The sequence below is a fragment of the Hydrogenophaga sp. genome, from assembly GCF_026125785.1.
GTDB lineage: Bacteria > Pseudomonadota > Gammaproteobacteria > Burkholderiales > Burkholderiaceae_C > Hydrogenophaga.
Window position 1 is genome coordinate 204879 of sequence record NZ_JAHCKL010000005.1, and the last position, 24519, is coordinate 229397.

23 protein-coding genes and 1 other RNA gene are annotated in these 24519 nt (G+C 65.2%); 13 read left to right on the forward strand and 11 right to left on the reverse strand.

All coding sequences use genetic code 11. From position 1 onward, the window contains the following. Nucleotides 1-10: 10 nt before the first annotated feature. From KIT53_RS07910 to gyrA, 4 genes are read right to left on the reverse strand one after another with little or no spacing between them, the layout of a single operon-like run. On the reverse strand, nt 11-889 hold the full coding sequence (locus KIT53_RS07910) for a prephenate dehydrogenase (RefSeq protein WP_297750277.1): 879 nt from the start codon (nt 887-889) through the stop codon (nt 11-13). Next, nucleotides 889-1986 (reverse strand): prephenate dehydratase, encoded by a 1098-nt coding sequence (pheA, locus tag KIT53_RS07915; RefSeq protein WP_297750206.1) that lies wholly within the window; start codon nt 1984-1986, stop codon nt 889-891. Before pheA ends, KIT53_RS07910 begins: the two co-directional genes overlap by 1 nt. A gap of 4 nt (nt 1987-1990) precedes the next feature. After that, on the reverse strand, nt 1991-3097 hold the full coding sequence (serC, locus tag KIT53_RS07920; protein ID WP_297750209.1) for a 3-phosphoserine/phosphohydroxythreonine transaminase: 1107 nt from the start codon (nt 3095-3097) through the stop codon (nt 1991-1993). Continuing rightward, nucleotides 3097-5742, reverse strand: a complete 2646-nt coding sequence (gene gyrA, locus KIT53_RS07925; protein ID WP_297750211.1) for a DNA gyrase subunit A — start codon at nt 5740-5742, stop codon at nt 3097-3099. The genes serC and gyrA overlap by 1 nt, the downstream gene beginning before the upstream one ends. A 262-nt stretch (nt 5743-6004) precedes the next feature. Here gyrA and ompA point away from each other — a divergent pair, with 262 nt between their 5' ends. From ompA to KIT53_RS07950, 5 genes are all read left to right on the forward strand, one after another. Beyond that, on the forward strand, nt 6005-6658 hold the full coding sequence (gene ompA / locus KIT53_RS07930) for an outer membrane protein OmpA (RefSeq protein WP_297750214.1): 654 nt from the start codon (nt 6005-6007) through the stop codon (nt 6656-6658). A gap of 77 nt (nt 6659-6735) precedes the next feature. Continuing rightward, nucleotides 6736-7443: a bifunctional 2-polyprenyl-6-hydroxyphenol methylase/3-demethylubiquinol 3-O-methyltransferase UbiG gene (gene ubiG, locus KIT53_RS07935; protein WP_297750217.1), complete on the forward strand. Its 708-nt coding sequence runs from the start codon at nt 6736-6738 to the stop codon at nt 7441-7443. After that, nucleotides 7440-8120: a phosphoglycolate phosphatase gene (gene gph, locus KIT53_RS07940; protein ID WP_297750220.1), complete on the forward strand. Its 681-nt coding sequence runs from the start codon at nt 7440-7442 to the stop codon at nt 8118-8120. Before ubiG ends, gph begins: the two co-directional genes overlap by 4 nt. 13 nt (nt 8121-8133) lie before the next feature. Continuing rightward, nucleotides 8134-8510: a transfer-messenger RNA gene (gene ssrA, locus KIT53_RS07945) on the forward strand. A gap of 132 nt (nt 8511-8642) precedes the next feature. After that, nucleotides 8643-10916 carry a heavy metal translocating P-type ATPase gene (locus tag KIT53_RS07950; RefSeq protein WP_297750223.1) on the forward strand — a complete coding sequence of 758 codons (2274 nt, stop codon included), beginning with the start codon at nt 8643-8645 and terminating at the stop codon, nt 10914-10916. A 6-nt stretch (nt 10917-10922) separates the two neighbouring features. On the opposite strand, the gene KIT53_RS07955 is transcribed toward KIT53_RS07950, so the two are convergent. The 4 genes from KIT53_RS07955 to KIT53_RS07970 all read right to left on the reverse strand — a co-directional run bounded on the left by KIT53_RS07955 (nt 10923) and on the right by KIT53_RS07970 (nt 13081). Then, on the reverse strand, nt 10923-11585 hold the full coding sequence (locus tag KIT53_RS07955) for a thioredoxin domain-containing protein (RefSeq protein WP_297750226.1): 663 nt from the start codon (nt 11583-11585) through the stop codon (nt 10923-10925). Further along, nucleotides 11582-12016 (reverse strand): disulfide bond formation protein B, encoded by a 435-nt coding sequence (locus KIT53_RS07960; RefSeq protein ID WP_297750231.1) that lies wholly within the window; start codon nt 12014-12016, stop codon nt 11582-11584. The genes KIT53_RS07955 and KIT53_RS07960 overlap by 4 nt, the downstream gene beginning before the upstream one ends. An 87-nt stretch (nt 12017-12103) precedes the next feature. Continuing rightward, the gene (locus KIT53_RS07965; RefSeq protein ID WP_297750234.1) at nt 12104-12457 is read right to left on the reverse strand and encodes a hypothetical protein; all 354 of its coding nucleotides are present in this window, start codon (nt 12455-12457) and stop codon (nt 12104-12106) included. A 9-nt stretch (nt 12458-12466) separates the two neighbouring features. Further along, complete coding sequence (locus KIT53_RS07970) at nt 12467-13081, reverse strand: DUF2062 domain-containing protein (protein ID WP_297750237.1); 615 nt, start codon at nt 13079-13081, stop codon at nt 12467-12469. A gap of 59 nt (nt 13082-13140) precedes the next feature. On the opposite strand from KIT53_RS07970, the gene KIT53_RS07975 reads away from it, so the two are divergent. Beyond that, nucleotides 13141-13884: a 16S rRNA pseudouridine(516) synthase gene (locus tag KIT53_RS07975; protein ID WP_297750280.1), complete on the forward strand. Its 744-nt coding sequence runs from the start codon at nt 13141-13143 to the stop codon at nt 13882-13884. Between the two features lie 12 nt (nt 13885-13896). On the opposite strand, the gene KIT53_RS07980 is transcribed toward KIT53_RS07975, so the two are convergent. Both KIT53_RS07980 and KIT53_RS07985 read right to left on the reverse strand, forming a co-directional pair. Further along, on the reverse strand, nt 13897-14643 hold the full coding sequence (locus KIT53_RS07980) for a hypothetical protein (protein ID WP_297750240.1): 747 nt from the start codon (nt 14641-14643) through the stop codon (nt 13897-13899). Nucleotides 14644-14826: 183 nt separating this feature from the next. After that, nucleotides 14827-15651 (reverse strand): alpha/beta hydrolase, encoded by an 825-nt coding sequence (locus tag KIT53_RS07985; protein WP_297750243.1) that lies wholly within the window; start codon nt 15649-15651, stop codon nt 14827-14829. A 69-nt stretch (nt 15652-15720) separates the two neighbouring features. Between KIT53_RS07985 and KIT53_RS07990 the strand changes: the two genes are divergently transcribed. From KIT53_RS07990 to ntrC, 6 genes are all read left to right on the forward strand, one after another. Then, nucleotides 15721-16626 carry an EI24 domain-containing protein gene (locus tag KIT53_RS07990; RefSeq protein WP_297750246.1) on the forward strand — a complete coding sequence of 302 codons (906 nt, stop codon included), beginning with the start codon at nt 15721-15723 and terminating at the stop codon, nt 16624-16626. Beyond that, a complete protein-coding gene (locus tag KIT53_RS07995; protein ID WP_297750249.1) occupies nt 16623-17438 on the forward strand; it encodes a molybdopterin-binding protein in 816 nt (271 codons plus the stop codon). The genes KIT53_RS07990 and KIT53_RS07995 overlap by 4 nt, the downstream gene beginning before the upstream one ends. Nucleotides 17439-17699: 261 nt before the next feature. After that, nucleotides 17700-19115, forward strand: coding sequence for a type I glutamate--ammonia ligase (gene glnA, locus KIT53_RS08000; protein ID WP_297750252.1), 1416 nt, complete (start codon nt 17700-17702; stop codon nt 19113-19115). A gap of 199 nt (nt 19116-19314) precedes the next feature. Then, nucleotides 19315-19857, forward strand: a complete 543-nt coding sequence (locus tag KIT53_RS08005; RefSeq protein ID WP_297750255.1) for a hypothetical protein — start codon at nt 19315-19317, stop codon at nt 19855-19857. 26 nt (nt 19858-19883) lie between these two features. After that, a complete protein-coding gene (gene glnL, locus KIT53_RS08010; protein ID WP_297750285.1) occupies nt 19884-20975 on the forward strand; it encodes a nitrogen regulation protein NR(II) in 1092 nt (363 codons plus the stop codon). 57 nt (nt 20976-21032) lie between these two features. Then, nucleotides 21033-22583 carry a nitrogen regulation protein NR(I) gene (gene ntrC / locus KIT53_RS08015; RefSeq protein WP_297750258.1) on the forward strand — a complete coding sequence of 517 codons (1551 nt, stop codon included), beginning with the start codon at nt 21033-21035 and terminating at the stop codon, nt 22581-22583. On the opposite strand, the gene xth is transcribed toward ntrC, so the two are convergent. Further along, a complete protein-coding gene (gene xth, locus KIT53_RS08020; protein ID WP_297750261.1) occupies nt 22570-23334 on the reverse strand; it encodes an exodeoxyribonuclease III in 765 nt (254 codons plus the stop codon). The genes ntrC and xth overlap by 14 nt on opposite strands. A 321-nt stretch (nt 23335-23655) precedes the next feature. Here xth and KIT53_RS08025 point away from each other — a divergent pair, with 321 nt between their 5' ends. Further along, a complete protein-coding gene (locus tag KIT53_RS08025) occupies nt 23656-23907 on the forward strand; it encodes an AlpA family phage regulatory protein (protein ID WP_297750263.1) in 252 nt (83 codons plus the stop codon). The last annotated feature ends 612 nt before the right edge of the window (nt 23908-24519 follow it).

A 24519-nucleotide genomic window follows, 5' to 3' on the forward strand; every position in this document is an offset into this window, starting at 1 on the left:
AGAACGCCGCTCAACTGCGGGGTTTGACGGCCGTCATGCGCCAGCGCGCCCGGGCTCCGCTGGCCTGTTCGATCAGCGCTTCCAGGGCATCGGGGTTGTCGGCGTTGATGGCGGTTTCCAGGGCGTGCAGGGCGCGCTGGAAATGGCGGGACTGGGCCAGCAACTCTTCGCGGTTGGACATGAGGATGTCGCGCCACACCGCCGGGTCGCTGGCCGCAATGCGGGTGAAGTCGCGGAAACCAGGGCCTGCCAGGGAGAGAAAATCCGCGCCACTGGCCTGGCCCTGGATCGCGTTCATCAGGGCGAAAGCGACCAGATGCGGCAGGTGGCTCACGGCCGCGTAGGCCGCGTCGTGGTTCTCCGGCGTCATGATCTTGACCTGGCTGCCCAGCGCTGTCCACAGCTGCTGCGCTTTCTCCAGTTGCGGCGCCAGTGTGCGTTCGATCGGCGTCAGGATGACCTGGCGCCCCTGGTACAGGTCGGCGTCGGCATGGTCCACGCCGGCGACCTCCTTGCCAGCGATGGGATGCGCCGGTACGAACACGCCGACCTGGTCGCGCAGCACGCGCCGGGCGGCATCGATCACTTCGCGCTTGGTCGACCCTACGTCCATGATGAGCACATTGCCACGCACCAGGTGCCGTATGGCCTTGAAGGTGGCTTCGGTGGCCGCCACCGGTACAGCGAGCAGCACCAGATCGGCGCCCGAGACCGCCAGCAACGCGGACGGGGCTTCGACGTCGATGACGCCCAGTTGGCGCGCACGCTCGGTGGTGGAGGGCGACTTGCTGTAGCCCACCACGCGTTTGACCAGGCCGGCGCGCTTGAGCGCCAGCGCGAAAGAGCCGCCCATCAGGCCGCAGCCAATCAGTCCCAGTTGCTCGAACATCATTCCGTCACCGGGTAGGCACCCAGCACCTTGTAGAAGGCACACAGGCTACGGAGTTCCTGCAGGGCAGCCGCCACGTGGGGCTCCGACGGGTGGCCCGCCAGGTCGATGTAGAAGTAGTACTCCCACTGGCCCGACTTGGCCGGGCGCGATTCGAACCGGGTCATGGATACGCCGTTGTTCTTCAAGGGCACCAGCAGGTCGTGCACGGCGCCGGGCCGGTTGGGCACCGAGACCACGAGGCTCGTGCAGTCGCGCCCGGAGGCCGGCGGCATGGCAAGCGTCTGCGGCAAGGTGATGACGGCAAAACGCGTGCGGTTGTAGGCCTCATCCTGGATGGCATGAGCGACGATGTGCAGACCGAACTGCGCGGCGGCGCGCTCGCTCGCCAACCCCGCCCATGCCGGGTTGGTGGCAGCCAGGCGGGCCCCTTCGGCGTTGCTGGAGACTGCGCGGCGCTCCGCGTGGGGCAGGTGTTGGGACAGCCAGTTCTGGCACTGGGCCAGTGCCTGCGGGTGCGCCATCACGACCTCGATGCCGTCGAGTGCGTTGACCTGGCGCAGCAGGTTGTGGCGGATCAGCAGGCTGACTTCACCGACCACATGCACCGGTGAGCGCAGGAACAGATCCAGCGAACGCGCGACCACGCCTTCGGTGGAGTTCTCCACGCCGACCACGCCAAATTGCGCGGTGCCCGCCGCTGTGGCGTGGAAGACCTCGTCGAAGTCGGCGCAATAGATCATGTTGGCCGCGCTGCCGAAGAACTCGATGGCCGCCTGCTCGCAGAAGGTCCCCTGCGGCCCGAGCACGGCCACGCGCTGCGGCGCTTCCAGTGCCAGGCAGGCCGACATGATCTCGCGCCAGATGGACGCCACGTGCTGGTTGAGCAACGGACCCTGGTTGGCGTTCTGGATCTTTTCGATCACCTGGGCGACGCGGTCCGGCCGGAAGAAGGGCGACCCTTCCTGGCGTTTGATGTCGCCCACCTGTTCGGCCACATGGGCGCGTTGGTTGAGCAGGGAGAGCAACTGCTGGTCCAGCGCGTCTATCTGCACGCGCAGGGCCGCCAGCGCTTCGGACTGGGTGGGTTGGGTCATGGGCTCAGGCCTGTGTTTGTTCGAATTGCCGCATGTACTCGACCAGCGCCTGCACACCTTCCAGTGGCATGGCGTTGTAGATGCTTGCACGCATGCCGCCCACCGACTTGTGGCCCTTGAGCTGCAGCAGGCCGGCCGCCTTGGCGCCGGCGAGGAAGGCTTCGTTGCGCGACTCGTCGCGCAGGAAGAACGGCACATTCATGCGGGAGCGGCAACTGGCCGCCACCTTGTTTACATAGAACTGCGAACGGTCGATGAAGTCGTAGAGCAGCGCAGCCTTTGCGACGTTGCGCGCCTCCATGGCCGCGATGCCCCTGAGTGCACCCTCGGTTTGCCGCTTGAGCCACTGGAAGGTCAGGCCTGCCATGTAGATCGCGTAGGTCGGCGGCGTGTTGTACATCGACCGGTTGTCCGCCACAGTCTTGTAGTCGAAGGCACTCGGGCAGATTGCCAGCGCGTGGCCGATCAGGTCCTCCCGGACGACCACCAGCGTGAGGCCCGCGGGCCCCAGGTTCTTCTGCGCACCGCCGAAGGCCAGGCCCACGCGGGACCAATCTACCGGTCGCGATGCCACGTGCGAGGAGAAGTCGATCACCAACGGTGCATCGGATCCGAGCGCGCGCAGGTCGGGCAATTCATGGACTTCGATGCCGTTGATGGTCTCGTTGCTGCACAGATGCACATAGCTCGCCCCACGCGTGAGCTGCCAACCGGCCGGATCGGGCAGGGTGGTATGGCCATCGGCCTCGTTGCTCGCGGCGAGGTTCGGTTGGCAGTAGCGGCGGGCTTCCTTGAGCGACTTCTGGCTCCAACTGCCCGTGACGACGAAATCCACCACCTGCCCGCGCGACAGATTCAGCGGAACGATGGCGTTCTCGCCAAGACCGCCGCCCTGCATGAACAGAATGCGGAAATGCCCGGGGACGGCCAGCAGTTCGCGCAGGTCGGCCTCCGCAGCTTCCAGGATGCGACCGAACTCCTGCCCGCGATGGCTCATCTCCATCACGCTCATGCCGCTGCCGTGCCAGTCCAGCATCTCGGCCGCGGCCTGCTCCAGCACTTCAGCCGGCATGGCCGCAGGACCTGCGGAAAAGTTGTAGGGCCGCCGCATCACGGCTCGTTGCCCGGCTCTTCGACCGCACCGGTTTCGCCGGTATCGGCTTCTGGCACGTTCGCGTCGTTCTCCACGATGCGCTGCAGGCCCGAGAGTTCGGCGCCTTCGTCCAGCGCGATCAGCGTCACACCCTGCGTGGCGCGCCCCATCTCCCGGATTTCCGACACCCGCGTGCGCACCAGCACGCCCTTGTCGGTGATGAGCATGATCTCGTCGTCCGCGTGCACCAGCGTGGCCGCGACCACCTTGCCGTTGCGCTCGCTCTGCTGGATGGCGATCATGCCCTTGGTGCCCCGGCCGTGGCGGGTGTACTCGGTGATGGGCGTGCGCTTGCCGTAGCCGTTGACGGTGGCCGTGAGCACGCTTTGCTGTTCGTCCTCCGCCACCAGCATGGCGATCACGCTTTGCGTGTCCTCGATCAGCATGCCTCGCACGCCGCGCGCGTTGCGGCCCATGGGTCGCACATCGTTTTCGTCGAAACGCACCGCCTTGCCGCCGTCGCTGAAGAGCATGACGTCGTGTTGCCCATCGGTGAGGGCAGCGCCGATCAGGAAGTCACCCTCATCCAGGTCCACCGCAATGATGCCGGCCTTGCGCGGGTTGCTGAACTCGTCGAGCGCCGTCTTCTTGACGGTGCCCATGGAAGTGGCCATGAACACGTACCGGTCTGAGGGGAAGGTGCGCATTTCGCCCGTCAGCGGCAGCACCACATTGATCTTCTCGCCTTCCTGCAGCGGGAACATGTTGACGATCGGCCGGCCACGCGAGCCGCGCGAACCGGCAGGCACCTCCCAGACCTTGAGCCAGTACAGGCGGCCCCGGTTGGAGAAGCAGAGGATGTAGTCGTGCGTGTTGGCGATGAACAACTGGTCGATCCAGTCGTCTTCCTTGGTCGCCGTGGCCTGCTTGCCACGGCCGCCGCGCTTCTGCGCGCGGTACTCGGACAGCGGTTGGCTCTTGATGTAGCCGCTGTGGCTGAGCGTCACCACCATGTCGGTGGGCGTGATCAGATCCTCGGTGGCCAGATCCTGCGCGTTGTGTTCGATCTGGCTGCGCCGCGCACCCAGCTTGGTCTGGCCGAACTCCTGCTTCACCAGATTGAGTTCGTCGCCAATGATGACGGACACGCGTTCGGGCTTGGCCAGGATGTCGAGCAGGTCGTCGATTTCGGCCATCACATCCTTGTACTCGGCCACGATCTTGTCCTGCTCCAGGCCTGTGAGGCGCTGCAGGCGCATCTGCAGGATTTCCTGGGCCTGCGTCTCGGACAGGCGGTACAGGCCATCGCTGCCCATGCCAAACGTCTTCTCCAGTCCATCCGGGCGGTAGTCGTCCGCGTTGATCGCCACGCCATCGGCGCGCGTGCGGGTCAGCATTTCGCGCACCAGCTTGCTGTCCCAGGGGCGCGCCATGAGCTCGGCCTTGGCCACCGGCGGCGTGGGCGACTCACGGATGATGCGGATGAACTCGTCGATGTTGGCCAGTGCCACGGCCAGGCCTTCCAGCACATGGCCGCGTTCGCGCGCCTTGCGCAGGTTGAAAACCGTGCGGCGTGTGACCACCTCTCGGCGGTGCTCCAGGAACACCTGGATCAGGTCCTTCAGGTTGCACAGGCGGGGCTGGCCGTCCACCAGTGCCACCATGTTGATGCCGAAGGTGTCCTGCAGCTGTGTTTGTTTGTAGAGGTTGTTGAGTACAACCTCGGGCACTTCGCCGCGCTTGAGCTCGATCACCAGGCGCATGCCGGACTTGTCCGACTCGTCCTGGATGTGGCTGATCCCTTCTATCTTCTTCTCGTGCACCAGCTCTGCAATGCGCTCCTGCAGCGTCTTCTTGTTGACCTGGTAGGGCAGCTCGTCGACGATGATGGCCTGGCGCTGGCCCCTGTCGATGTCTTCGAAATGGCACCGGGCGCGCATCACGACGCGGCCACGGCCGGTTCGGTAGCCGTCCTTGACACCGTTGATGCCGTAGATGATGCCCGCGGTGGGGAAGTCCGGCGCCGGGATGATCTCCATCAACTCATCAATAGAAGCCTGCGGGTGCTTGAGCAGGTGCAGGCAGGCGTCGACCACCTCGTTCAGGTTGTGCGGCGGGATGTTGGTGGCCATGCCCACCGCGATGCCCGCTGAGCCATTGACCAGCAGGTTGGGCAGGCGCGAGGGCAGCACCAGGGGTTCTTTTTCGGACCCGTCGTAGTTGGGGCCGTAGTTGACGGTTTCCTTGTCGATGTCCGCCAGCATCTCGTGCGCGATCTTCGACAGGCGGATTTCCGTGTAGCGCATGGCCGCGGCGTTGTCGCCATCCACCGAGCCGAAGTTGCCCTGGCCGTCCACCAGCATGTGGCGCAGGGAAAAGTCCTGCGCCATGCGCACGATGGTGTCGTACACCGCGATGTCCCCGTGAGGGTGGTATTTACCGATCACGTCGCCCACGATACGGGCCGACTTCTTGTAGGGCCGGTTCCAGTCGTTGTTGAGCTCATGCATGGCATAGAGCACGCGCCGGTGCACGGGCTTAAGTCCGTCGCGCGCGTCAGGCAGGGCTCGGCCCACGATCACACTCATCGCATAGTCGAGGTAGCTGCGCCGCATCTCCTCTTCAAGACTGATGGGCAGGGTCTCTTTGGCGAACTGTGTCATGTGCGATGGCTCGGTGGCGGGGATGGATCCCGAAGGCAACAGGCGATTTTAAGGTGTGCGCTCACCAGCCTCTGGTGAGGTCTTTTGTTGTGTATCGACAACGAATATCGCAACGGGGTGTTAAGCCAGCCAAAGGCGCTCCAGGGCTGCGGGTTGGGGGTATCCGAGCTTGTGGCACAATCGTTTCCAGCGTTTTAGTGGTGGTCACTACAAGCGTCCTTCTCGTTTCGCAGATCGTCTGCGGCTTATATAGAGGAAAACCATGAAAAAACTCAACAAAGTGGCAATGCTGTTCGCAACCGCCGCCATGGCAACGGCCGCCGGCGCACAAACCATCGACAACTGGCGCAATGGCACCGGCGAGTCGGTCTGGAAGAACGGCACGAACGAACTCTGCTGGCGCGATGCCAACTGGACGCCTGCCACCGCTGCCCAAGGTTGCGACGGCGCCATCGTTCCCAAGGCTGCTCCTGCGCCCGCACCTGCCCCGGCGCCGGCTCCGGCTGCTGCCCCGGCTCCCGCCCCGGCACCTGCTCCTGCACCCGCCCCGGCTCCCGTTGCATCCAAGGTGACCTACGCCGCCGACGCCTTCTTCGACTTCGACAAGGCTGTGCTCAAGCCCGAAGGCAAGGCCAAGCTGGACGACCTCGCCAGCAAGGTGTCCGGTATCGCTCTGGAAGTCGTGATTGCCGTCGGCCACACCGACTCCACCGGTGCCGCCACCTACAACCAGAAGCTGTCGGTGCGCCGTGCCGAAGCCGTGAAGGCCTACCTGGTGAGCAAGGGCATCGAAAGCAACCGCATCTACACCGAAGGCAAGGGCCTGACCCAACCGGTGGCCGACAACGCTACCCGTGAAGGCCGCGCCAAGAACCGTCGCGTGGAAGTGGAAGTGGTCGGTACCCGCAAGAACTGATCGCACTTCAGCGTCATCCCAGAAAACCGCGCCTCGGCGCGGTTTTTTGTTGCCTTGCGACGGGCGATAATTTGCCCATGAGCCCACACGTCAATGCCGATCCTGCCGAACTGGCCAAATTCTCCGATCTTGCCCATCGCTGGTGGGATCCTGAAAGCGAATTTCGTCCGCTGCATCAGATCAATCCGCTGAGGCTGGACTGGATAGACAACCTCTCGCCGCTGGCGGGAAAAACGGTGCTGGACGTTGGCTGCGGCGGAGGGATACTGTCCGACGCCATGGCTCGAAAGGGGGCAAACGTGCTGGGCATCGACCTGTCGGTGAAGGCGTTGAAGGTGGCGCAACTGCACGCGCTGGAGGCTGGTACCACCCAGGTTCGTTACGAGGAGATCAGTGCCGAAGCGCTGGCAGCCGAACGGCCGGGTGAGTTTGACGTTGTCACCTGCATGGAGATGCTGGAGCACGTGCCCGACCCGGCCTCAGTGGTTCGCGCCTGTCATGGCCTGGTGAAACCGGGCGGTTGGGTGTTCTTCTCCACCATCAACCGCAACGCCAAGGCCTTTCTGTTTGCCATTCTGGGGGCCGAATACGTGCTGCAGCTATTGCCCAAGGGAACCCACGAGTACGCGAAATTCATCCGTCCGAGTGAGTTGGCGGCATACTGCCGCGCCACCGGCCTGGACCTGCAACAGACCCGCGGTATGGAGTACAACCCCCTGACTCGTCGCTATTGGCTCAGTGCAGACACCAGCGTCAATTACCTGCTGGCCACCCGCCGTCCATGAGCGCGGCGCGTCTCTTCCGGGGGGTGCGGGCGGTTCTGTTCGATCTGGATGGCACGCTGATCGACAGCGCCCCGGATCTTGGGGCCGCCGCCGATGGCATGCGGGTGCAGCGGGGCCTGCCATCGCTGCCACTGGATCGCTATCGACCCCATGCGGGCGCGGGGGCTCGCGGCATGTTGCGCGCTGCCTTCGACATCACACCCGGGCATGAGGACTACGAGCCTTTGCGCGAGGAGTTTCTGCAGGCCTATGCCCGGTGCTTGCTGGAGCGCACGCGTCCTTTCGATGGTGTGGCGGAGTTGTTGGCGTCGTTGCAGGCTCGGGGTCTTGTCTGGGGTGTGGTCACCAACAAGGCTCAGCGCTTCACCGTGCCGATCACGCAGGCCATGGGCCTGTTTTCGACGGCTTCGGCCATTGTCAGCGGCGACACCACGCCCCACGCCAAGCCGCATCCGGCGCCTTTGCTGGAGGCCGCGCGACGCTTGTCCCTGGCGCCATCGCAGTGCATCTACGTCGGTGACGATGAGCGCGATATCCTGGCGGGCCGCGCTGCGGGCATGACCACCGTCGCCGCGCGCTATGGCTACCTGGGGGTGGATGCGGATGTGACGGCCTGGGCCGCTGATGCAGAGGTGACTTCTCCGGACGAGATCTTGAAATGGCTGGATGTGCCTTAAACTACGTCGCCTTGGGGCTGCACTGGTTTCGACGTGGGTTCGGACACGCAGCAGGGCATGTCGAGGTTCTGTCACCTCGTTAATCAGCAGAAACACAGTAACTGCAAACGACGAACGTTTCGCACTCGCCGCTTAAACACCGGTGAGCCTCGCAACAGCAGGCCGATGGGCTGGGCAAGGGGGTCGCAAGACCTCCCGGCTGCGAGGGCATTCACATCGGCTGGCTTCGTGTCGGGCATCTTGGCGCGGGGTGAGATTCAAGGATGCTGGCTTGCCGGGTAGCGTGCCGCTGCGCGACCCGGAGGGCGAGACCCAAACCAGACGGCTACACATGTAGAACTGCGCGAAGAAGGCTTGCGGACGGGGGTTCAAATCCCCCCAGCTCCACCACCGATGACAAACCCCGGCTCCGTGGGCCGGGGTTTTTCTTGTGCCTCGGCTTTGTTCCATACGTCGCTTGACTCCGTGGCCGCTACAGGGTTTCCAATGGCGTCATACCCAACGACCCAGATGGAATCTGTCATGCACGCACATCGTCGCGACCAAGACAACGATCACGACCACTCAGGCCACGGTCATGATGCCTGCTGCGCCCACGGCACCGGGCTACGCAGTGATGGGGCTGCGGCGTCTGTTGCCGCTTCAGCCTCCACCGGTGCGCAAACCTTTCGCATTCCAACGATGGACTGCGCGGCGGAGGAGGGCGAGATTCGGCACGCGCTGGCGGATCTCCCGGGTCTGAAGGGCCTGCACTTCCAGTTGGGCGCGCGCACCTTGACCATCGATGCGCCAGCTGACTCCATGCCTGACGCGTTGACACTGATCCGCCGGGCGGGCTTCAAGCCCGAGGCGCTTGCGCCTTTGGAAGGCGGGCCCGCGCATGCCCTGGACGATGGCCATGACCACGCCAACCCTCAGGGTGGCTGGCGAGGGCTGACGCGCTATGTGCTGGCCTTGGTGCTGGCCGCGGGCGCCGAGTTGATCGCCTACCTGGCACCGCCGGGGTGGCTGGCTTCTGTCTCGGGCATGGCGCTGGCGGCCGCAGCGATCGCGCTCGCCGGCTTCTCCACCTATGTGAAGGGGCTGGCCGCGTTGCGCCGCCTGCGGTTGAACATCAACGCGTTGATGACGGTGGCGGTGACCGGCGCGTTTCTCATCGGCCAATGGCCGGAGGCAGCGATGGTGATGGCGCTGTACGCCATTGCCGAGTTGATCGAGGCGCGGTCGATAGACCGTGCGCGCAACGCGATCAAGGGTTTGCTGGACATGACGCCCGAGACGGCCGACGTGCGGCAGGCGGATGGCAGCTGGCTTCGGTCGGACGCCAAGACGGTGGCGGTTGGCGCCATCGTGCGGGTCAAGCCTGGTGAGCGGGTGCCGCTGGATGGCGTGGTGGTGTCGGGGACGACGGCGATCGACCAGGCGGCTGTCACGGGCGAAAGCATCCCGGTGGACAAGGCGGTCGGGGACCCTGTGTTCGCGGGCACCATCAATGCCACCAGTGCCTTTGAACTGCGTGTGAGCGCACCCGCGAACAACACTTTGCTGGCGCGCATCATCCATGCAGTCGAGCAGGCGCAGGGGTCGCGCGCGCCGACACAGCAGTTCGTGGACCGTTTCGCGGCGGTGTACACGCCCGCGGTGTTCGTGCTGGCGCTGGCGGTCTGCCTGCTGGCGCCGCCCTTGCTGGGCTGGACTTGGCTGCAGGCGGTCTACAAGGCCCTGGTGCTGCTGGTCATTGCCTGCCCTTGCGCGCTGGTGATTTCCACGCCGGTCACGGTCGTCAGCGGGCTGGCCGCCGCGGCGCGGCGGGGCATCCTGATCAAAGGAGGCGTCCATCTGGAGAACGCGCGGCGTATACGGGCCGTAGCCCTGGACAAGACGGGCACGATCACCGAGGGCAAGCCCCGGCTGGTGGCGGTGGAGGTACTGGCTTCGAGCCAGCCTGAAGCGCAGGTGCGGTCCTGGGCCGCGCAATTGGCTGGCTATTCGGATCATCCGGTTTCCAGGGCGATAGCGCAGGGGCTGGGGGAGCCGCAGACCGGCGTGTTGGACGGGTTTACGGTGCTGGCCGGCCGTGGTGTGCAGGCCCGTGTGGAAGACGCGGATCTCGTCCTGGGCAATCACCGTCTGATCGAAGAGCGTGGTCTGTGCAGCCCCGAGATCGAGGCGCGGCTGGCCGTGCACGAGGCGCAAGGCCGTACCCTGACCATGCTGGCTTCGCCGCAGGAGGTGCTGGCGATCTTCGCGGTGGCCGACACCATCAAGGAGAGTTCCCGCGAAGCCCTGGCGGAGCTGCACGCACTGGGCGTGGCGTCGGTGATGCTGACGGGTGACAACCCCGCCACGGCTGCGGCCATTGCGCGTGAGGCGGGCATAGACGACGCGCGTGGCAATCTCCTGCCCGAAGACAAGCTGAACGCCATCGAGGGCTTGCAGGCGCAGCATGGCTTTGTGGCGATGACCGGCGACGGCATCAACGACGCGCCCGCGCTGGCCCGGGCCGACATGGGGTTTGCCATGGGGGGCAGCGGAACCGACACCGCGATGGAGGCCGCCGATGTCGTCATCATGAACGACGACTTGCGGCGCATTCCGCAGACCATCCGGCTTTCGCGGCGCACGCAGGCGATCCTGGTGCAGAACATCAGCCTTGCACTGGGCATCAAAGGCGTCTTCCTGGTGTTGGCCGTGCTGGGCAGCGCGAGCATGTGGATGGCGGTTTTCGCCGATATGGGCGCGAGCCTGCTGGTGGTTGCCAACGGGCTTCGCGTCCTGCGTGGCCGGCCTTCCTGATGCGCGTTACTTCTGCGGTGCTGTCCTGGCCACTTCCTGCGCGACCAGCGCAGCGAGTTGCTCGGGTCCAAAGCTGGGCAGAGGCCGGCCGTTGACGAAGAAGGTCGGCGTGCGGGTGACCTTGAGTGCAGTGAGGTCTTCGATGTCCTGTTGAAGCAGGGCCTGCATCTCCGGGCGCTGCATGTCCGCGCTGGCGCGGTCCACGTCGAGCCCCGCCTGGACCGCCGCGGGTAGGGCCAGTGCCGGATCGGGCTGGCCATGGTCGGCCCAACGGGGCTGGGCTTCCAGCACGGCCTCGAGCACCGCCTGGTAGCGGCCCTGTTTGCGGGCGGCCTCCAGCAGCTTGACGACCTGGTCCGAGCCAGGGTGGAAAGGTGCGTAGCGGATGACCAGTTTCACCTGGGTCGGGTACCGGGCCAGGAGGTCCTTGACGATGGGGTAGAAGGCTCGACACGTTTCGCAGGCTGGGTCGAAGAACTCCACGATGGTGACGGGCGCCATCTGCGGACCGATGACCGGCGAGTGCATGCGGACCAGGCGTTCTCGTTCGATCTGGACTTGCTCTTCCTGTGCGGCCTGTTCGCGCTTCTGGTAGGTGTTCATGCCGAGAAAGAAGAAGGCCAGCAGGACGGCCAGCAGGCCGAGCACGGCGATTTTCTTGGTGTTCATGAGCGGGTCTTTCGGAGGTAGGTGATCAAAAGGAGCGTGATGGCGAGAAAGGCCACCAGGGACAGCCAGGGAATCTGGATGCCATCGAGGATGTCGAGCTTCTGGCGTGCGCACGAGGGGCCCGTGCCGCACGGTACCCACCACGCCGGAACCCAGCCGGCCACGAGGGCGGTGTGGTAGGCCGCCAGCGCTGTGCCCGAGGCGGCCAGGGGCAGTGCGTAGAGGGCGCCTTGCCGTTCACCCCGGTATGCCGCCATACCGAGCATGACCGCCAGGGGGAACATGCAGATGCGCTGGTACCAGCACAGCAGGCAGGGCGTCATGCCCATGACCTCACCGATGAACAGCGCGGCCAGCGTGGACAGGAGGGCGATGGCCCAGGCGGCCGTGAGCCACCCCCAGGCCCGCGTCGGGATGTGTGTTGTTGGCATGGAATGCAGCCTTGTTTCGGAAACGGTGCAGTGGTTGCCCGCGGTGCGCGGGCAATCCGTTCGAACAGGCCGGCGCGGAGGGGCAGGTCAGGTGCGTGCCTGCCACAGCGCGCCGGCTTGGCGGCGCCACTGCGGGCGCTCCGGCGGTGCCTGCCATGGTGAGGGCAGGTTGGGCGCTGCGCGCGCAAGAAGCCGCGTGGCCGGGCCGGTGGGGAGCGCAGGGGGTCCGTCCGGCAATGTCGCCATGCAGTTGGCATGGCACGCGCTGCAGTCGAGATCCACGGTGTCCGCTGCGACGGTGCCGTGTGCGCAATGACCCGGATTGGAGGACGGGCTGCTGGCGCCGTGGGACAGCGTTGCGTGAGAGGCGCATGCCATCGCCGCTGCCATCGTGAATGACAACAGGATCAGCAGCAACAACAAGACAGAGCGCACACGCATGACGCGATTCTAAGAAGGGTCCTGTGTGGGAGGGCGCGTATTCCTCGGGGGCTCGGACCGTGCACGCAGGCGTTTTCGGCGCACCCAGCGCGTTCGCAGTACCCACAGGCCGTTGGTGATGAAGAAGGCCGCAAGGCCGCCGACGGTGGCCATCAATGCCAGGCCGAGCGCCAGTGGCTTGCCCACGTTGCCGAACCGGTGCCACCAGAGGGACAGGCGTTCGCCCAGGCTTCTCGACTGGGCCGCCTCAGGCTCTTGGTGAACGGCCTGCAACTGTTGCATGGCCACATCGTCAGGCGCAGGGGCTTCGCCCAGCAACGCCTTTCCCAGCCGGTAGGCAGCGTAGTAGACCGGGCCGAACGTCACTGGGTTCGTCACCAGTGTGCTGGCCACGGCGACGGGCAGGTTGGCGCGCAACGCCACCGCCAGCGCGGCCGAAGCGGGGATCTGCGCAAACGGAATCAACAGACCAAAAAAGATCCCCAGTGCCAGCCCCAGGGCAACACCTTTGCGGTTGAGATGCCAGAGCCGGGGGTGATGGATGACCGGGCCCATCCAGCGCAGCCAGCGGTTGCGTTGCAGGGTTTCGGGGCTGGGCAACCAGCGTCCAAGTCGTTCTTTCATGAGGTGTTTTTCAGCTCGCCTGAGGCGTAGGGTGCAGCAGCGACAATCGGGCCACCATGATGCAGTTGCAGGACATCCTTTTTTCTCAGGGCTTCGGGACGCGCCGCATATGCAGCGGCCTGGTTCAGCAGGGACTGGTCAGTGTGGGCGATGAGGCTTCGCCATGTACCGATCCGACGGCTCTTTTCGAGGAAAAGGGCCTATGTTTTCGCGTGCAGGGCGAGTCCTGGCAATACCAGTTGCGTGCCTATCTGATGCTGAACAAGCCTGCAGGTTTCGAGTGTTCGCACAAACCGGGCGCGCATCCGAGCGTTTATACGCTGCTGCCAGCGCCGCTGCGTGCGCGCGGAGGCGGCGCGGCAGCCGGTGTCCAGGCCGTGGGCCGCCTGGATCACGACACGACGGGCCTCTTGCTGCTGTCCGACGATGGCCAGTTCATCCACCGCATGACCTCTCCGCGCCACCATGTACCCAAGGTCTACGAGGCACAGGTGAAACACCCGCTGGATGCACGTCAGGTGCGCCGGCTTCTGGACGGCGTGGTTCTTGACGACGATCCCGCCGCGGTGCGGGCGCAGGACTGCGTGGCGGTGAACGAACACCATCTGCGCATGACGCTCACCGAGGGCAAGTACCACCAGGTCAAGCGCATGGTGGCAGCGGTCGGCAACCGTGTGGAGGGATTGCACCGCAGCGCGATCGGGACGCTGGTGCTGACCCCGGAACTGCCCGAAGGGCAGTGGCGCTGGCTGACGCCGGACGAGGTGCTTGCGCTCACGCGCAAGCGTGAGAAGGCCGCTTAGGGCCTGTTCGCCCTAGAGAAGGTCGCCCTTGCGGCTGTCCAGCGGCATGAGGAAAGAGTTCTCCGGCCACTGCGAGTTGAAGTCGCTGCGCGGGAAATCGCTGCGCGGGTCTCCGCCGGTGGTGCTGTTGGGCCAGTTGGACAACGGGCCGAAATCGCTGTTGCGGCTGCTGCGCTGGCGTGTGAGGGCGGTGCGCAGGTTGGCCTGAGCGGCGATGATGGCGCGCTCTTCCATTTCGCGCTCGCGCATCGCCTGGCTGAGGGTCGACTCACCCAGGAATTCACCCCGAATCTCGGCCACCGTGGGCAGGCTGTTGGAGCGCACCACCCAGTAGGGCAGTCCACATTGGGTGAGCAGAGAGTGCTTGAGCGCGCGCGTGCTGCGCGGCAAGCCCGCGCTGCCCGGCACGTCCAGGCAACCGAGCACGCGGCCGTCTGAGCGACAGACCGTGAAGGTGCAGTACACGCCGCCCAGCAACTTGTACCACTCCATGCCTTGTTCCTTGTTGCGCGGCAGGGTGAAGCGCGTGACCGGCAGCTTGATCATGACGTGGTGGTCGTAGAACGCTCGCGCCAGCCAGTGCCAGACCCGGGCCTCCTCGCTGTTGGCCAGGGCGCGCGTGCTCAGTGGCCAGTGTTTGGGGATGCGTCGCCGCTCACGGGCCTGCCTGTCCGTCCACCAGCGGTGCGCCAGCGCCCCCAGCGCCAGCAGGGCGGGGGCGAGCAGGGCAAGCAGCCAGGGGTTGTTCCATTCGATCATGGTGACGGGCAGTGGGGAGGGAATTTGTATCAAAGTGTAGGTGTTTGCCGCGAAAACGGCGAATGCTGTCGCTTGTCCGCACGAGCCGGGCGTGAATTCCTTGGGGTTTGTACGAAGTTTGCGAAGTTTGACAGGGTGTCCGTCGGCATTTGATGGCTGACCTGGCCCCTCGCCGTGTCGCAGTCAGTCCACTGTCTCGAGGAATGTGCGCAACGCGGCCGTCGCCGCGTCCGGCTGGTCCGTATGTGGGCTGTGGCCGCAGTCGGGGAGTCCGGTGATGCACGCCTGGGGAGCGGCCGCTTCGATCGCGCGCAACTGGGCCATCGTGCCGTATTCGTCGCCCAGACCCTGGACGAGGCACAGCGGTGCCCGGATCCGGCCGCATTCGCCGCGGATGTCGTAGGCCGCGAACGCCGGGTCCAGCCAGATATCGTTCCACTGCCAGAAGGCGTTGTCGACGTCCGCGTGGTAGCGGGCGAGCCGGGCGCGCAGCCCCGCAGGGCTGTCGCCCCCGCTCAGATACAGATCCCGGGCCTGCGAGATGGCGCGCAGAGAGACGTCTTCCACGATGACGTGCGGGGCCATGGCAATGCAGGCCGCCACCGGGTGCTGGCTGGCATGGAGCAGTGAGATCGTCGCGCCGTCGGAGTGGCCCACCAGCACCGGTGGCCGCGTCACACCCAGCGCGGCCAGCACGGCGGGCAACACGCGCCAGGCCTCGCGGTGCATGTAGTCAGGCAGGTGCCGGCCGCTGGACCAGAAGCCCAGATCCACGGGGTCGCCGCGCACATCGGGAATTGGGTCCGATTGGCCATAGCCCCGACGCGAATACAGCCAGCCGGTCCGGCCGCTGGCTTCACAGAGTTCGCGTGGCCAGTGTCTGCCGCGCTGCTGCCACATGGCCACGCTGCCCAGGCCTTCGTGCAGGAAGATCAGTGGCGCCCGGTCGTTGGGCCCCGGAATGTGGGCGACTTCCAGCCCCACGCCCTCGATCTCTATGCGGTTCATGCCACCGATCGTAACGGGCTCGCTGTCTGGCGACAGCGGGGGCCTTGCGTTGCCTGTATTCTTGCCGCCATGTCGCAGCTCTTCGACTCCTTCTGGCGCGCGGTGATGTACTGCGTGCATCCGCGCGTGATCGCGCTGTCTTTCCTCCCCCTGATTCTCATGGTGGCCTTGTCTTTTGGACTCGGTTACTTCTTCTGGGACAGCGCGGTGGCATCGGTCACTTCCTGGCTGGAGGCCTTCGATCTGGTGCAAGCCTTTCTGGGCTGGCTGGACCGGGTGGGCGCGGGTTCCCTGCGGGTGGTGTTCGCTCCGTTGCTGGTGCTGGTGCTGGCCACGCCCATCATCGTCCTGCTGTGCTTGCTGCTGGTCGCCATGTTCATGACGCCTGCCATGGTGGAACTGGTCGGCCAGCGGCGCTTTCCCACTCTGGAGCGCAAGCACGGCGGTTCGCTGGTGGTGAGCGTGCTGTGGTCCTTGGGGTCCACCCTGCTGGCGGTGGTGGTGCTGGTGCTGTCCATGCCGCTGTGGCTGGTGCCGCCCTTGGTGCTCATCCTGCCACCCCTGATCTGGGGCTGGCTGACCTACCGGGTGTTCGCCTTCGACGCCTTGGCCACCCACGCGAGCAGCGAGGAGCGCAAGCTCATCCTGCGCGAGAACCGTGGCAGCCTGCTGCTCATGGGCGTGCTCAGCGGCTATCTGGGTGCTGCGCCCAGCCTGTTGTGGGCATCGGGTGCCATGTTCATCGCGCTGGCGCCGGTCCTGGTGCCCGTGGCCATCTGGATCTACACGCTCGTGTTCGCGTTCTCCTCGCTGTGGTTCGCGCACTACGCATTGACGGCACTGCAGCGCCTGCGCGCGCGAGTGCCTGTTGAAGTCGTGGACGAGGCCCCGCTGGCGCCGGACTTGGGCGCGCAGGCACCTGAACTTCCCGCGCCCGGCCCGGCCCCCTCCCATCCGCCCCTTCCGAACCCATGACACCCGCATTCGGCCTGATCATCATTGGCGACGAGATCCTCTCCGGCAAGCGCAGCGACAAGCATCTTTCCAAGGTGATCGAGCTGTTGTCGCAGCGGGGGCTCTCGCTGGCCTGGGCCCGTTTTGTGGGCGATGAGCGCGAGCGCATCACCGGCACGCTGCGCGAGGCCTTCGCGGGGAGCGACGTCGTGTTCAGTTGTGGCGGCATTGGCGCCACGCCCGATGACCATACGCGCCAGTGCGCTGCTGCCGCGCTGGGGCTGGAATTGGCCCTGCACCCGCAGGCGCGCGATCTCATCGAATCCCGCATGCGTGACATGGCCGCGGAGCGGGGGGAGGTGTTCGAGCCGACGCGGCCGGACAACGTGCACCGCTACAACATGGGGGTGTTTCCGGTGGGCTCGCGCATCATCGAGAACCCCTACAACAAGATTCCCGGCTTCAGCTGTGACGGACCGGGTGGCGGGACGGTGCACTTTTTACCAGGCTTTCCCGTTATGGCCTGGCCCATGATCGAGGGTGTGCTGGATCGCCAATACGCCCACCTGGGACGTCGGGGGGCGTGGATGGAGCGATCGGTGATCGTCTTCGGTGCCATGGAGGCCACCCTCACGCCCCTGATGGAGCAGATCGAACGGGCCCATCCGGTGAAGGTGTTCAGCCTGCCCAGTGTCGACCATCCCGAGTACGGCCGCCACATCGAACTGGGCGTCAAGGGTGGCCCGGACGCGGTGGCTGCCGCCTACCCTGAACTGCTGGCGGGGCTGCAAGCCCATGGTGCACAAACTGGCCCCGAAATGGTGCGTTCCTGAGCCTTGTCTCCGGTGCTTCACACTGTGAATGCACTGTTGTAGTGCATTTTGTGGTCTGAGAATGCGGCTTGGTGCGCGCTTGCTGGAAAACGGGGCTGGGTCCTGCCACGCCGAACCTTTGTGGCGCATGGACTGCGCCATAATCCGGGGCGCCCTTTGCCAGGGGCATACCGATGGACCCGACGGTGGCACAAATACTGCTTCATTGCAGCGTCGTTTTCGTTTTCAATTCCCCAACTCATCCAGCTACAGGAGTATTTGATGGCCAAGACCGTCGCAGACGTCATGCAACTGGTGAAGGACAACGAAGTCAAGTTTGTCGACTTCCGCTTCACCGACACCCGAGGCAAGGAACAGCACGTGACCGTGCCGATTTCCGCCTTCGACGAGGACAAGTTCACCTCGGGCCATGCGTTCGACGGTTCCTCGGTGGCGGGCTGGAAGGGCATCGAAGCCTCGGACATGCAGCTCATGCCCGACCCGAATACCGCCAACATCGATCCGTTCTTCGAAGAGACCACCCTGTTCCTGCAGTGCGACGTCATCGAGCCGGGCGACGGCAAGGCCTATGACCGCGATCCGCGCTCCATCGCCAAGCGTGCAGAGGCCTATCTCAAGGCTTCCGGCCTGGGCGATACCGCCTACTTCGGACCGGAGCCCGAGTTCTTCATCTTCGACGGCGTGCGCTTCAGCAACGAGCCCGGCCGCGTGTTCTTCGAGATCGAGGAGTACGAGGCTCCCTGGAACAGCGGCGCCAAGCTCGAAGGCGGCAACCGCGGTCACCGCCCCACCGTCAAGGGTGGCTACTTCCCGGTTCCCCCGGTCGACAGCACGCAGGACATGCGTGCCGAGATGTCCCTGATTCTGGAGTCCTTGGGCATTCCGGTCGAAGTGTTCCACCACGAAGTGGCGGGCGCTGGCCAGAACGAAATCGGCACCAAGTTCTCCACCCTGGTGGAGCGCGCCGACTGGACCCAGGTCCTGAAGTACGTGGTGTGGAACGTGGCCAATGCCTATGGCAAGACCGCCACTTTCATGCCCAAGCCCTACGCTGGCGACAACGGCTCGGGCATGCACGTGCACCAGTCCATCTGGAAGGACGGCAAGAACCTGTTCGCCGGTGACGGCTACGCGGGCCTGTCCGACTTCGCGCTGTACTACATCGGCGGCGTGATCAAGCATGCCCGCGCGCTCAACGCCATCACCAACCCTGGCACCAACAGCTACAAGCGCCTGGTGCCTGGCTTCGAAGCCCCGGTGAAACTGGCCTACAGCTCGCGCAACCGCTCGGCCTCCATCCGCATCCCGTATGTGGCCAACCCCAAGGGCCGCCGCATCGAAGCGCGCTTCCCCGATCCTTCGGCCAACCCCTACCTGGCTTTCTCGGCCCTGATGATGGCTGGCCTGGACGGCGTGGAAAACAAGATCCATCCTGGCGAAGCCGCCACCAAGGATCTCTACCACCTGCCTCCCGAGGAGGACAAGCTGGTTCCCACCGTCTGCAGCAGCCTGGACCAGGCTCTGGAGTACCTCGACAAGGACCGCGCCTTCCTGACCAAGGGCGGCGTGTTCACCGACTCCATGCTGGATGCCTACATCGACCTCAAGATGCAGGAGGTCACGCGCTTCCGCATGGCGCCGCACCCGGTCGAGTACGAGATGTACTACAGCCTGTGATGGATCCCTGGCCCGGCGATGCCGGGCCAGAGATTCCGCGCCACGAAAGGACCGCTGTTGCGGTCCTTTTTTTGTGGCCCCGGCGGCTCAGAAGCACCGTTCGCGCTCGCGGGCACTTTTTTGTGGCGTTTTCGGTCATACTGGCCCGCGCCTTTCCGAGCCCCTGCACCGGGGGCAGCCGCGTTTCGCTGGAGTTGCCGTGTCGTCCTTTCCCCTGATCTTTCGCACCACCCGTGTCCTGACCATCGCCGCCGTGGCGCTGGGCTCTCTGGCCGTGGCCCAGGCCCAGATCTTCCGCTGTGGAAACGAGTACACGAACGACCCTCAGGTGGCCAAGAGCAAGGGTTGCACGCAAATGCAGGGCGGCAACATCACCATCATCGAAGGCACGCGCGTGGCGCCGCCCGCGCGCAGCGCGCCGGCCACATCGAGCCGCAGCGGCAGTGACCGCGTGGACTCCTCGGCGCAGCGTGCCCGGGACAGCGATGCGCGCGCCATCCTGGAGGCCGAACTGCGCAAGGCCGAGGAACGCCTGGCGCAGGCCCGCAAGGAATACGCCAATGGCGAGCCCGAGAAGCAGGGCATCGAGTCGCGCAACTACCAGCGCTACCTGGACCGCGTGGCCGAACTCAAGGCCGCCGTCACGCGTGCCGAGAGCGACGTCGCCAGCATCCAGCGTGAACTGGGCCGCCTGGGCGGCGGCGCTCCATCCGCCAATGCTTCGGGTTCTGCCGCAAAATAGGCGGCTTGAAAAAGACCTCGCCGCCCATCTCCCCTGCCGCCGCCGATCCGGACGACCCGTCCTCGGCGTTCTCCCGGTTCCAGTCCCTGGACCTGCTGGCCACGCTGGTGGCCGTGGTCGACGAGCAGGGCGTCGTGCAGTACGCGAACGCCGCGCTGGAGGACGCGCTGGGCATGTCCCGTCGCAGCATCACGGGTACCCGGTTTCAGGACTGCTTTACCGATCCGTCGCTGCTGGAAGGCGCCTTGCACGGAGCAAGGGGCAACCATTTCGCCGCACTGCGCTACGACGCCTGGCTCAAGCGGCTCAACCACGATGCCTTGCCGGTACACGTGGTGGTGGCGCAGACCGACGTGCCTGGCGAGGCGGTCGTTGAGCTGTTGCCGTTGGAGCAGCAGGCGCGCCAGGAGCGAGAGGAGCGGTTGATTGACCAGGCGCAGGCCAACAAGGAACTGATCCGCAACCTGGCGCACGAGATCAAGAACCCCCTGGGCGGCATTCGGGGCGCGGCCCAGCTGCTGCAGATGGAGCTCGATTCGCGTGAACTCATCGAGTACACCCAGGTCATCATCCACGAGGCGGATCGGCTGCAGTCGCTGGTGGATCGCCTGCTGGCGCCCCACCGCCGACCTCACGTGGTGGGAGACGTCAACATCCATGAGGTCTGCGAACGTGTGCGCTCCCTCATCCTGGCCGAGTTTCCCAAGGGCCTGAAGGTGATCCGTGACTACGACACGTCCATTCCCGAGTTTCGCGGCGATCGCGAGCAGCTCATTCAAGCGGTGCTCAATATCGCCCACAACGCGGCCCAGGCGCTGCACGAACGCATGGCTGCGGGCGATGCGCGCATCGTGTTCCGCACCCGCGTTGGCCGGCAGGTGACCTTTGGCAAGCAGCGCTACCGGTTGGCACTGGAATTGCATGTGATCGACAACGGGCCCGGTGTGCCGGACTCGATCAAGGACCGCATTTTCTTCCCGCTGGTGTCGGGGCGCGACGGCGGCTCCGGCCTGGGGCTGACACTGGCGCAGACGTTCGTACAGCAGCACCATGGCCTGATCGAGTGCGAGAGCGTGCCGGGGGAGACGGATTTCAAGATCCTGATCCCGCTGCCCTAGTCCGACAACCGACTCACGCCAGCGACCGCCGCGCCACAAGAAAGGGAAGACATCTACATGAAGCCGATCTGGATAGTGGACGACGATCAATCGATCCGCTTCGTGCTCGAGAAAGCGCTGCTGCGCGAGAACCTGCCTACCCGCAGCTTTACCAACCCGCAGGATGTGCTGCGCGCCCTGACGGAGACCCCCGAGAGCGAGGGGCCCCAGATCCTGGTGAGCGATATCCGCATGCCCGGCGGCTCGGGCCTGGAACTGCTGGAGAAGGTCAAGGAGCGCTTGCCCGGCCTGCCCGTGATCATCATGACCGCCTTCTCCGATCTGGACAGTGCGGTGTCGGCCTTTCAGGGGGGGGCTTTCGAGTACCTCCCCAAGCCGTTTGACCTGCCCAAGGCGGTGGAGCTCATTCGCCGCGCGGTGGAGGAGAGTCAGCGCGAGGAGGTGGCCGAGGAGCGCATGACCGCGGCCCCTGAAATGCTCGGCCAGGCGCCCGCCATGCAGGATGTGTTCCGCGCCATCGGGCGGCTGAGCCAGAGCCAGGTTACGGTGCTGATCACGGGCGAATCCGGCTCCGGCAAGGAACTGGTGGCGCGCGCCCTGCACAAGCACTCGCCGCGCGCCAGCGGGCCATTCGTGGCCATCAACACGGCCGCGATTCCCAAGGATCTGCTGGAGTCCGAGCTGTTCGGCCACGAGCGTGGCGCCTTCACTGGCGCGCAGACCATGCGCCGCGGCCGTTTCGAGCAGGCCGATGGCGGCACGCTGTTCCTCGATGAAATCGGGGACATGCCGTTTGACCTGCAGACGCGCCTGCTGCGCGTGCTCTCGGATGGCCACTTCTACCGCGTGGGAGGCCACAGCGCCGTGCGCGCCAATGTGCGCGTGATTGCCGCCACCCACCAGAACCTGGAGCAACGCGTCAAGGAAGGCGTGTTCCGGGAGGACCTTTTCCACCGCCTGAACGTGATACGCCTGCGCCTGCCGGCGTTGCGCGAGCGGCGTGAGGATGTGCCCATGCTCACGCGCTTCTTCCTGCAGCAGAGCGCCCGTCAATTGGGCGTGGAGCCCAAGCGCATCTCGGAAGCCGCGCTGCGTCTGCTCAGTGGCTTCGACTTTCCCGGCAACGTGCGCCAGCTCGAGAACGTGTGCCACTGGCTCACGGTCATGGCGCCGGCTCAGGTCATTGAAGTGAAGGACCTGCCTCCCGAGGTGCTGTCCTCCAGCGGGACCGTGCTGCCGCCTGCGGTGGCGGCTCCCTTGCAGGCGCCGCCGTCTGCCGTGGCGCCCGCCGCGCCGTTGGCTCCGGCGGCCGAGCCCTTGCTGTCAGGCGATGCGCTTGCCGCTCAGGGTGAAGAGGCGCCAGCGGCCGCACAAGCCCCCGCGGGGGCTGGCGCGCTGGCCTGGGAGAGTGGCCTGCAGGCCGAGGCCCTGACGCTGCTGGAGGAAGGTCGCACAGATGTGTGGGACGTGCTTACGCGCCGTTTCGAGACGCGCCTGATCCAGACCGCGCTGGCCAATACGCGCGGACGCCGCATCGAGGCGGCTCACAAGCTGGGCATTGGTCGCAACACCATCACCCGCAAGATCCAGGAACTCAATCTAGAGTGAGCACCACCGGCGCGTGATCGCTGGGACGCTCGTTCTTGCGCGGTGTCTTGTCGACAGCGCAGGCGCTGGCGCGCGCCTTGAGTGCCTCGCTGATGAGGATGTGATCGATGCGCAGGCCCCGGTTGCGGCGGAAGGCCAGATCCCGGTAATCCCACCAGCTGTAGTTCTTGGGAGGCTGCTCGAACAGCCGCACCGCATCGCTCAGGCCCAGTCCGATGAGCGACTGCAGTTGCGCCCGCTCCTCGGGCGTGCAATGGATGGTGCCCGCCAGGCCGACCGGATCCCATACGTCCAGGTCATCAAAGGTGATGTTGTAGTCGCCCATGAGCACCAGCTTTTCGTGGGCTGCCATCTCGTCGCGCACCCATTCGCGCAGCGCGTCCAGCCAGCGCATCTTGTAGGCGAACTTGTCGCTGTCCGGCGCCTGGCCATTGGGAAAGTAGGCGCCGATCACGCGCACGCCGTCTATGGTGGCGCCCAGCACGCGTGCCTGGTCGTCTTCGAAGCCTGGAATGTTGCGCACCACCTCGGTGGCCGGTGTGCGGCTGAGCAAGGCCACGCCGTTGTAGGTCTTCTGCCCGAACCACACCGCCTGGTAACCGGCTTCGGCAAAGGCCTGCGCAGGAAACTTGTCGTCGGTGAGCTTGAGTTCCTGCAAGGCCAGCACGTCCACCGGCTGTACAGCCAGCCAGTCGAGTACCTGGGGCAGGCGCACGGTGAGGGAGTTGATGTTCCAGGTGGCGAGTTTCATTGTTTTTATAACCTATTGATTTATATCAAATAATGTTCGAATCAGTGTTTCTGTTACCCGCCTCGTTACCCGCATTCTCCTGGCGCTGAGTTTTGCGCGGCACGTGAGCTTGCCGGTTCCTGAAAAGTCGTGCCATCGGCAGTTCGACATCCTCGATTTCGAGGGGGAACAAAAAACTCATAGCGATCAGCCGCTATTTTGACGCTATGCCAGATCGTCCAAGATCGTGCAGTTGCTTCCTATACTGTTGTGGACGCTGTCAGCGGCCAACTGGCTTTTCGCGTACCCGGCGAGTAGTCGGCAGGTAGATTTCGATTCGGCATGCTCATCACGAGTGGCCACGAGGCAAGTCATCTTCAATCCTCCGGGTGGAGATTTCTCGTGTATCAAGAAAATGACAAGCTGCTGCGTCTTCCAGACGTGTTGGCACGCATCCCCGTTTGCCGCGCGACCTGGTATGCCGGCGTCCGGTCTGGTCGCTTCCCGGCCTCTGTGAGCTTGGGGGGGCGCAGCGTTGCGTGGCGTGCCAGCGAGATCGACAGCGTAGTGGCCGGAACTTGGGTTTTTGCCTGAGCTGGGGCGCTGGCTGATTTGCGCCAGCGAAGAGAATCGCTCGACGACAGTGGGTGATTTTTGCCGGTGAGGAGTTGGCTGCCATGCGCTACTAGATGCGCTATACGGTGGTGAAGGTCAGTAGTTTGCTTCTGCGGGCCTTCGCCTCTTCATGTGGTAGTTGTGTTTCCTCTACTCTTGCCCGGACCTCGTGTCCGGGCTTTTTTTTGCGTCTTTCGCTTCAACAAAGCGAGTCGGTTGCGCTATACCCCAATGAGGGTCGCGAGCCGATCCTTGTTTCCTCTTGGATTGGAAGAGGTTTCCACTCGGCCCCGACGCCTTCGGCCTCGGGGCCGTTTTACGCATGCGGCGTCGTCAGATGCGTACGCACGCTGCAGCGCGTGTGCAGGCCCACAAGGGGCCTGCCCGGGGGAGCCGCCTTGATGGGCCACGACGACGAGCCCGAAGCGCAGCGTAGTTGTCGTCGTGGAGCCAGCGAGGTGGGGGCGTGAGCCCCGGGCCGGCTGCGGCCGGTGGGGGAGCCGACGAGTTTTGACGGACGAGCCAGGGCCGCGCAGCGGACCAGGTCCGGCAAAAGCTCGTCGGGGGCAAAGCCCCGCCTCTCGAACCCGG

Bases quoted from the DNA above. Each gene is read 5' to 3' on its own strand.
- KIT53_RS07955 (WP_297750226.1), bottom strand. From the start codon at position 11,585: ATGAACACCAAGAAAATCGCCGTGCTCGGCCTGCTGGCCGTCCTGCTG.
- KIT53_RS07975 (WP_297750280.1), top strand. From the start codon at position 13,141: ATGCAGTTGCAGGACATCCTTTTTTCTCAGGGCTTCGGGACGCGCCGC.
- KIT53_RS07965 (WP_297750234.1), bottom strand. From the start codon at position 12,457: ATGCGTGTGCGCTCTGTCTTGTTGTTGCTGCTGATCCTGTTGTCATTC.
- KIT53_RS07985 (WP_297750243.1), bottom strand. From the start codon at position 15,651: ATGAACCGCATAGAGATCGAGGGCGTGGGGCTGGAAGTCGCCCACATT.
- KIT53_RS07950 (WP_297750223.1), top strand. From the start codon at position 8,643: ATGCACGCACATCGTCGCGACCAAGACAACGATCACGACCACTCAGGC.
- gph (WP_297750220.1), top strand. From the start codon at position 7,440: ATGAGCGCGGCGCGTCTCTTCCGGGGGGTGCGGGCGGTTCTGTTCGAT.
- gyrA (WP_297750211.1), bottom strand. From the start codon at position 5,742: ATGACACAGTTCGCCAAAGAGACCCTGCCCATCAGTCTTGAAGAGGAG.
- KIT53_RS07970 (WP_297750237.1), bottom strand. From the start codon at position 13,081: ATGAAAGAACGACTTGGACGCTGGTTGCCCAGCCCCGAAACCCTGCAA.
- glnA (WP_297750252.1), top strand. From the start codon at position 17,700: ATGGCCAAGACCGTCGCAGACGTCATGCAACTGGTGAAGGACAACGAA.
- KIT53_RS08025 (WP_297750263.1), top strand. From the start codon at position 23,656: ATGCTCATCACGAGTGGCCACGAGGCAAGTCATCTTCAATCCTCCGGG.
- KIT53_RS07960 (WP_297750231.1), bottom strand. From the start codon at position 12,016: ATGCCAACAACACACATCCCGACGCGGGCCTGGGGGTGGCTCACGGCC.
- xth (WP_297750261.1), bottom strand. From the start codon at position 23,334: ATGAAACTCGCCACCTGGAACATCAACTCCCTCACCGTGCGCCTGCCC.
- KIT53_RS07980 (WP_297750240.1), bottom strand. From the start codon at position 14,643: ATGATCGAATGGAACAACCCCTGGCTGCTTGCCCTGCTCGCCCCCGCC.
- ompA (WP_297750214.1), top strand. From the start codon at position 6,005: ATGAAAAAACTCAACAAAGTGGCAATGCTGTTCGCAACCGCCGCCATG.
- ubiG (WP_297750217.1), top strand. From the start codon at position 6,736: ATGAGCCCACACGTCAATGCCGATCCTGCCGAACTGGCCAAATTCTCC.
- ntrC (WP_297750258.1), top strand. From the start codon at position 21,033: ATGAAGCCGATCTGGATAGTGGACGACGATCAATCGATCCGCTTCGTG.
- KIT53_RS07990 (WP_297750246.1), top strand. From the start codon at position 15,721: ATGTCGCAGCTCTTCGACTCCTTCTGGCGCGCGGTGATGTACTGCGTG.
- pheA (WP_297750206.1), bottom strand. From the start codon at position 1,986: ATGACCCAACCCACCCAGTCCGAAGCGCTGGCGGCCCTGCGCGTGCAG.
- KIT53_RS07910 (WP_297750277.1), bottom strand. From the start codon at position 889: ATGTTCGAGCAACTGGGACTGATTGGCTGCGGCCTGATGGGCGGCTCT.
- KIT53_RS07995 (WP_297750249.1), top strand. From the start codon at position 16,623: ATGACACCCGCATTCGGCCTGATCATCATTGGCGACGAGATCCTCTCC.
- serC (WP_297750209.1), bottom strand. From the start codon at position 3,097: ATGCGGCGGCCCTACAACTTTTCCGCAGGTCCTGCGGCCATGCCGGCT.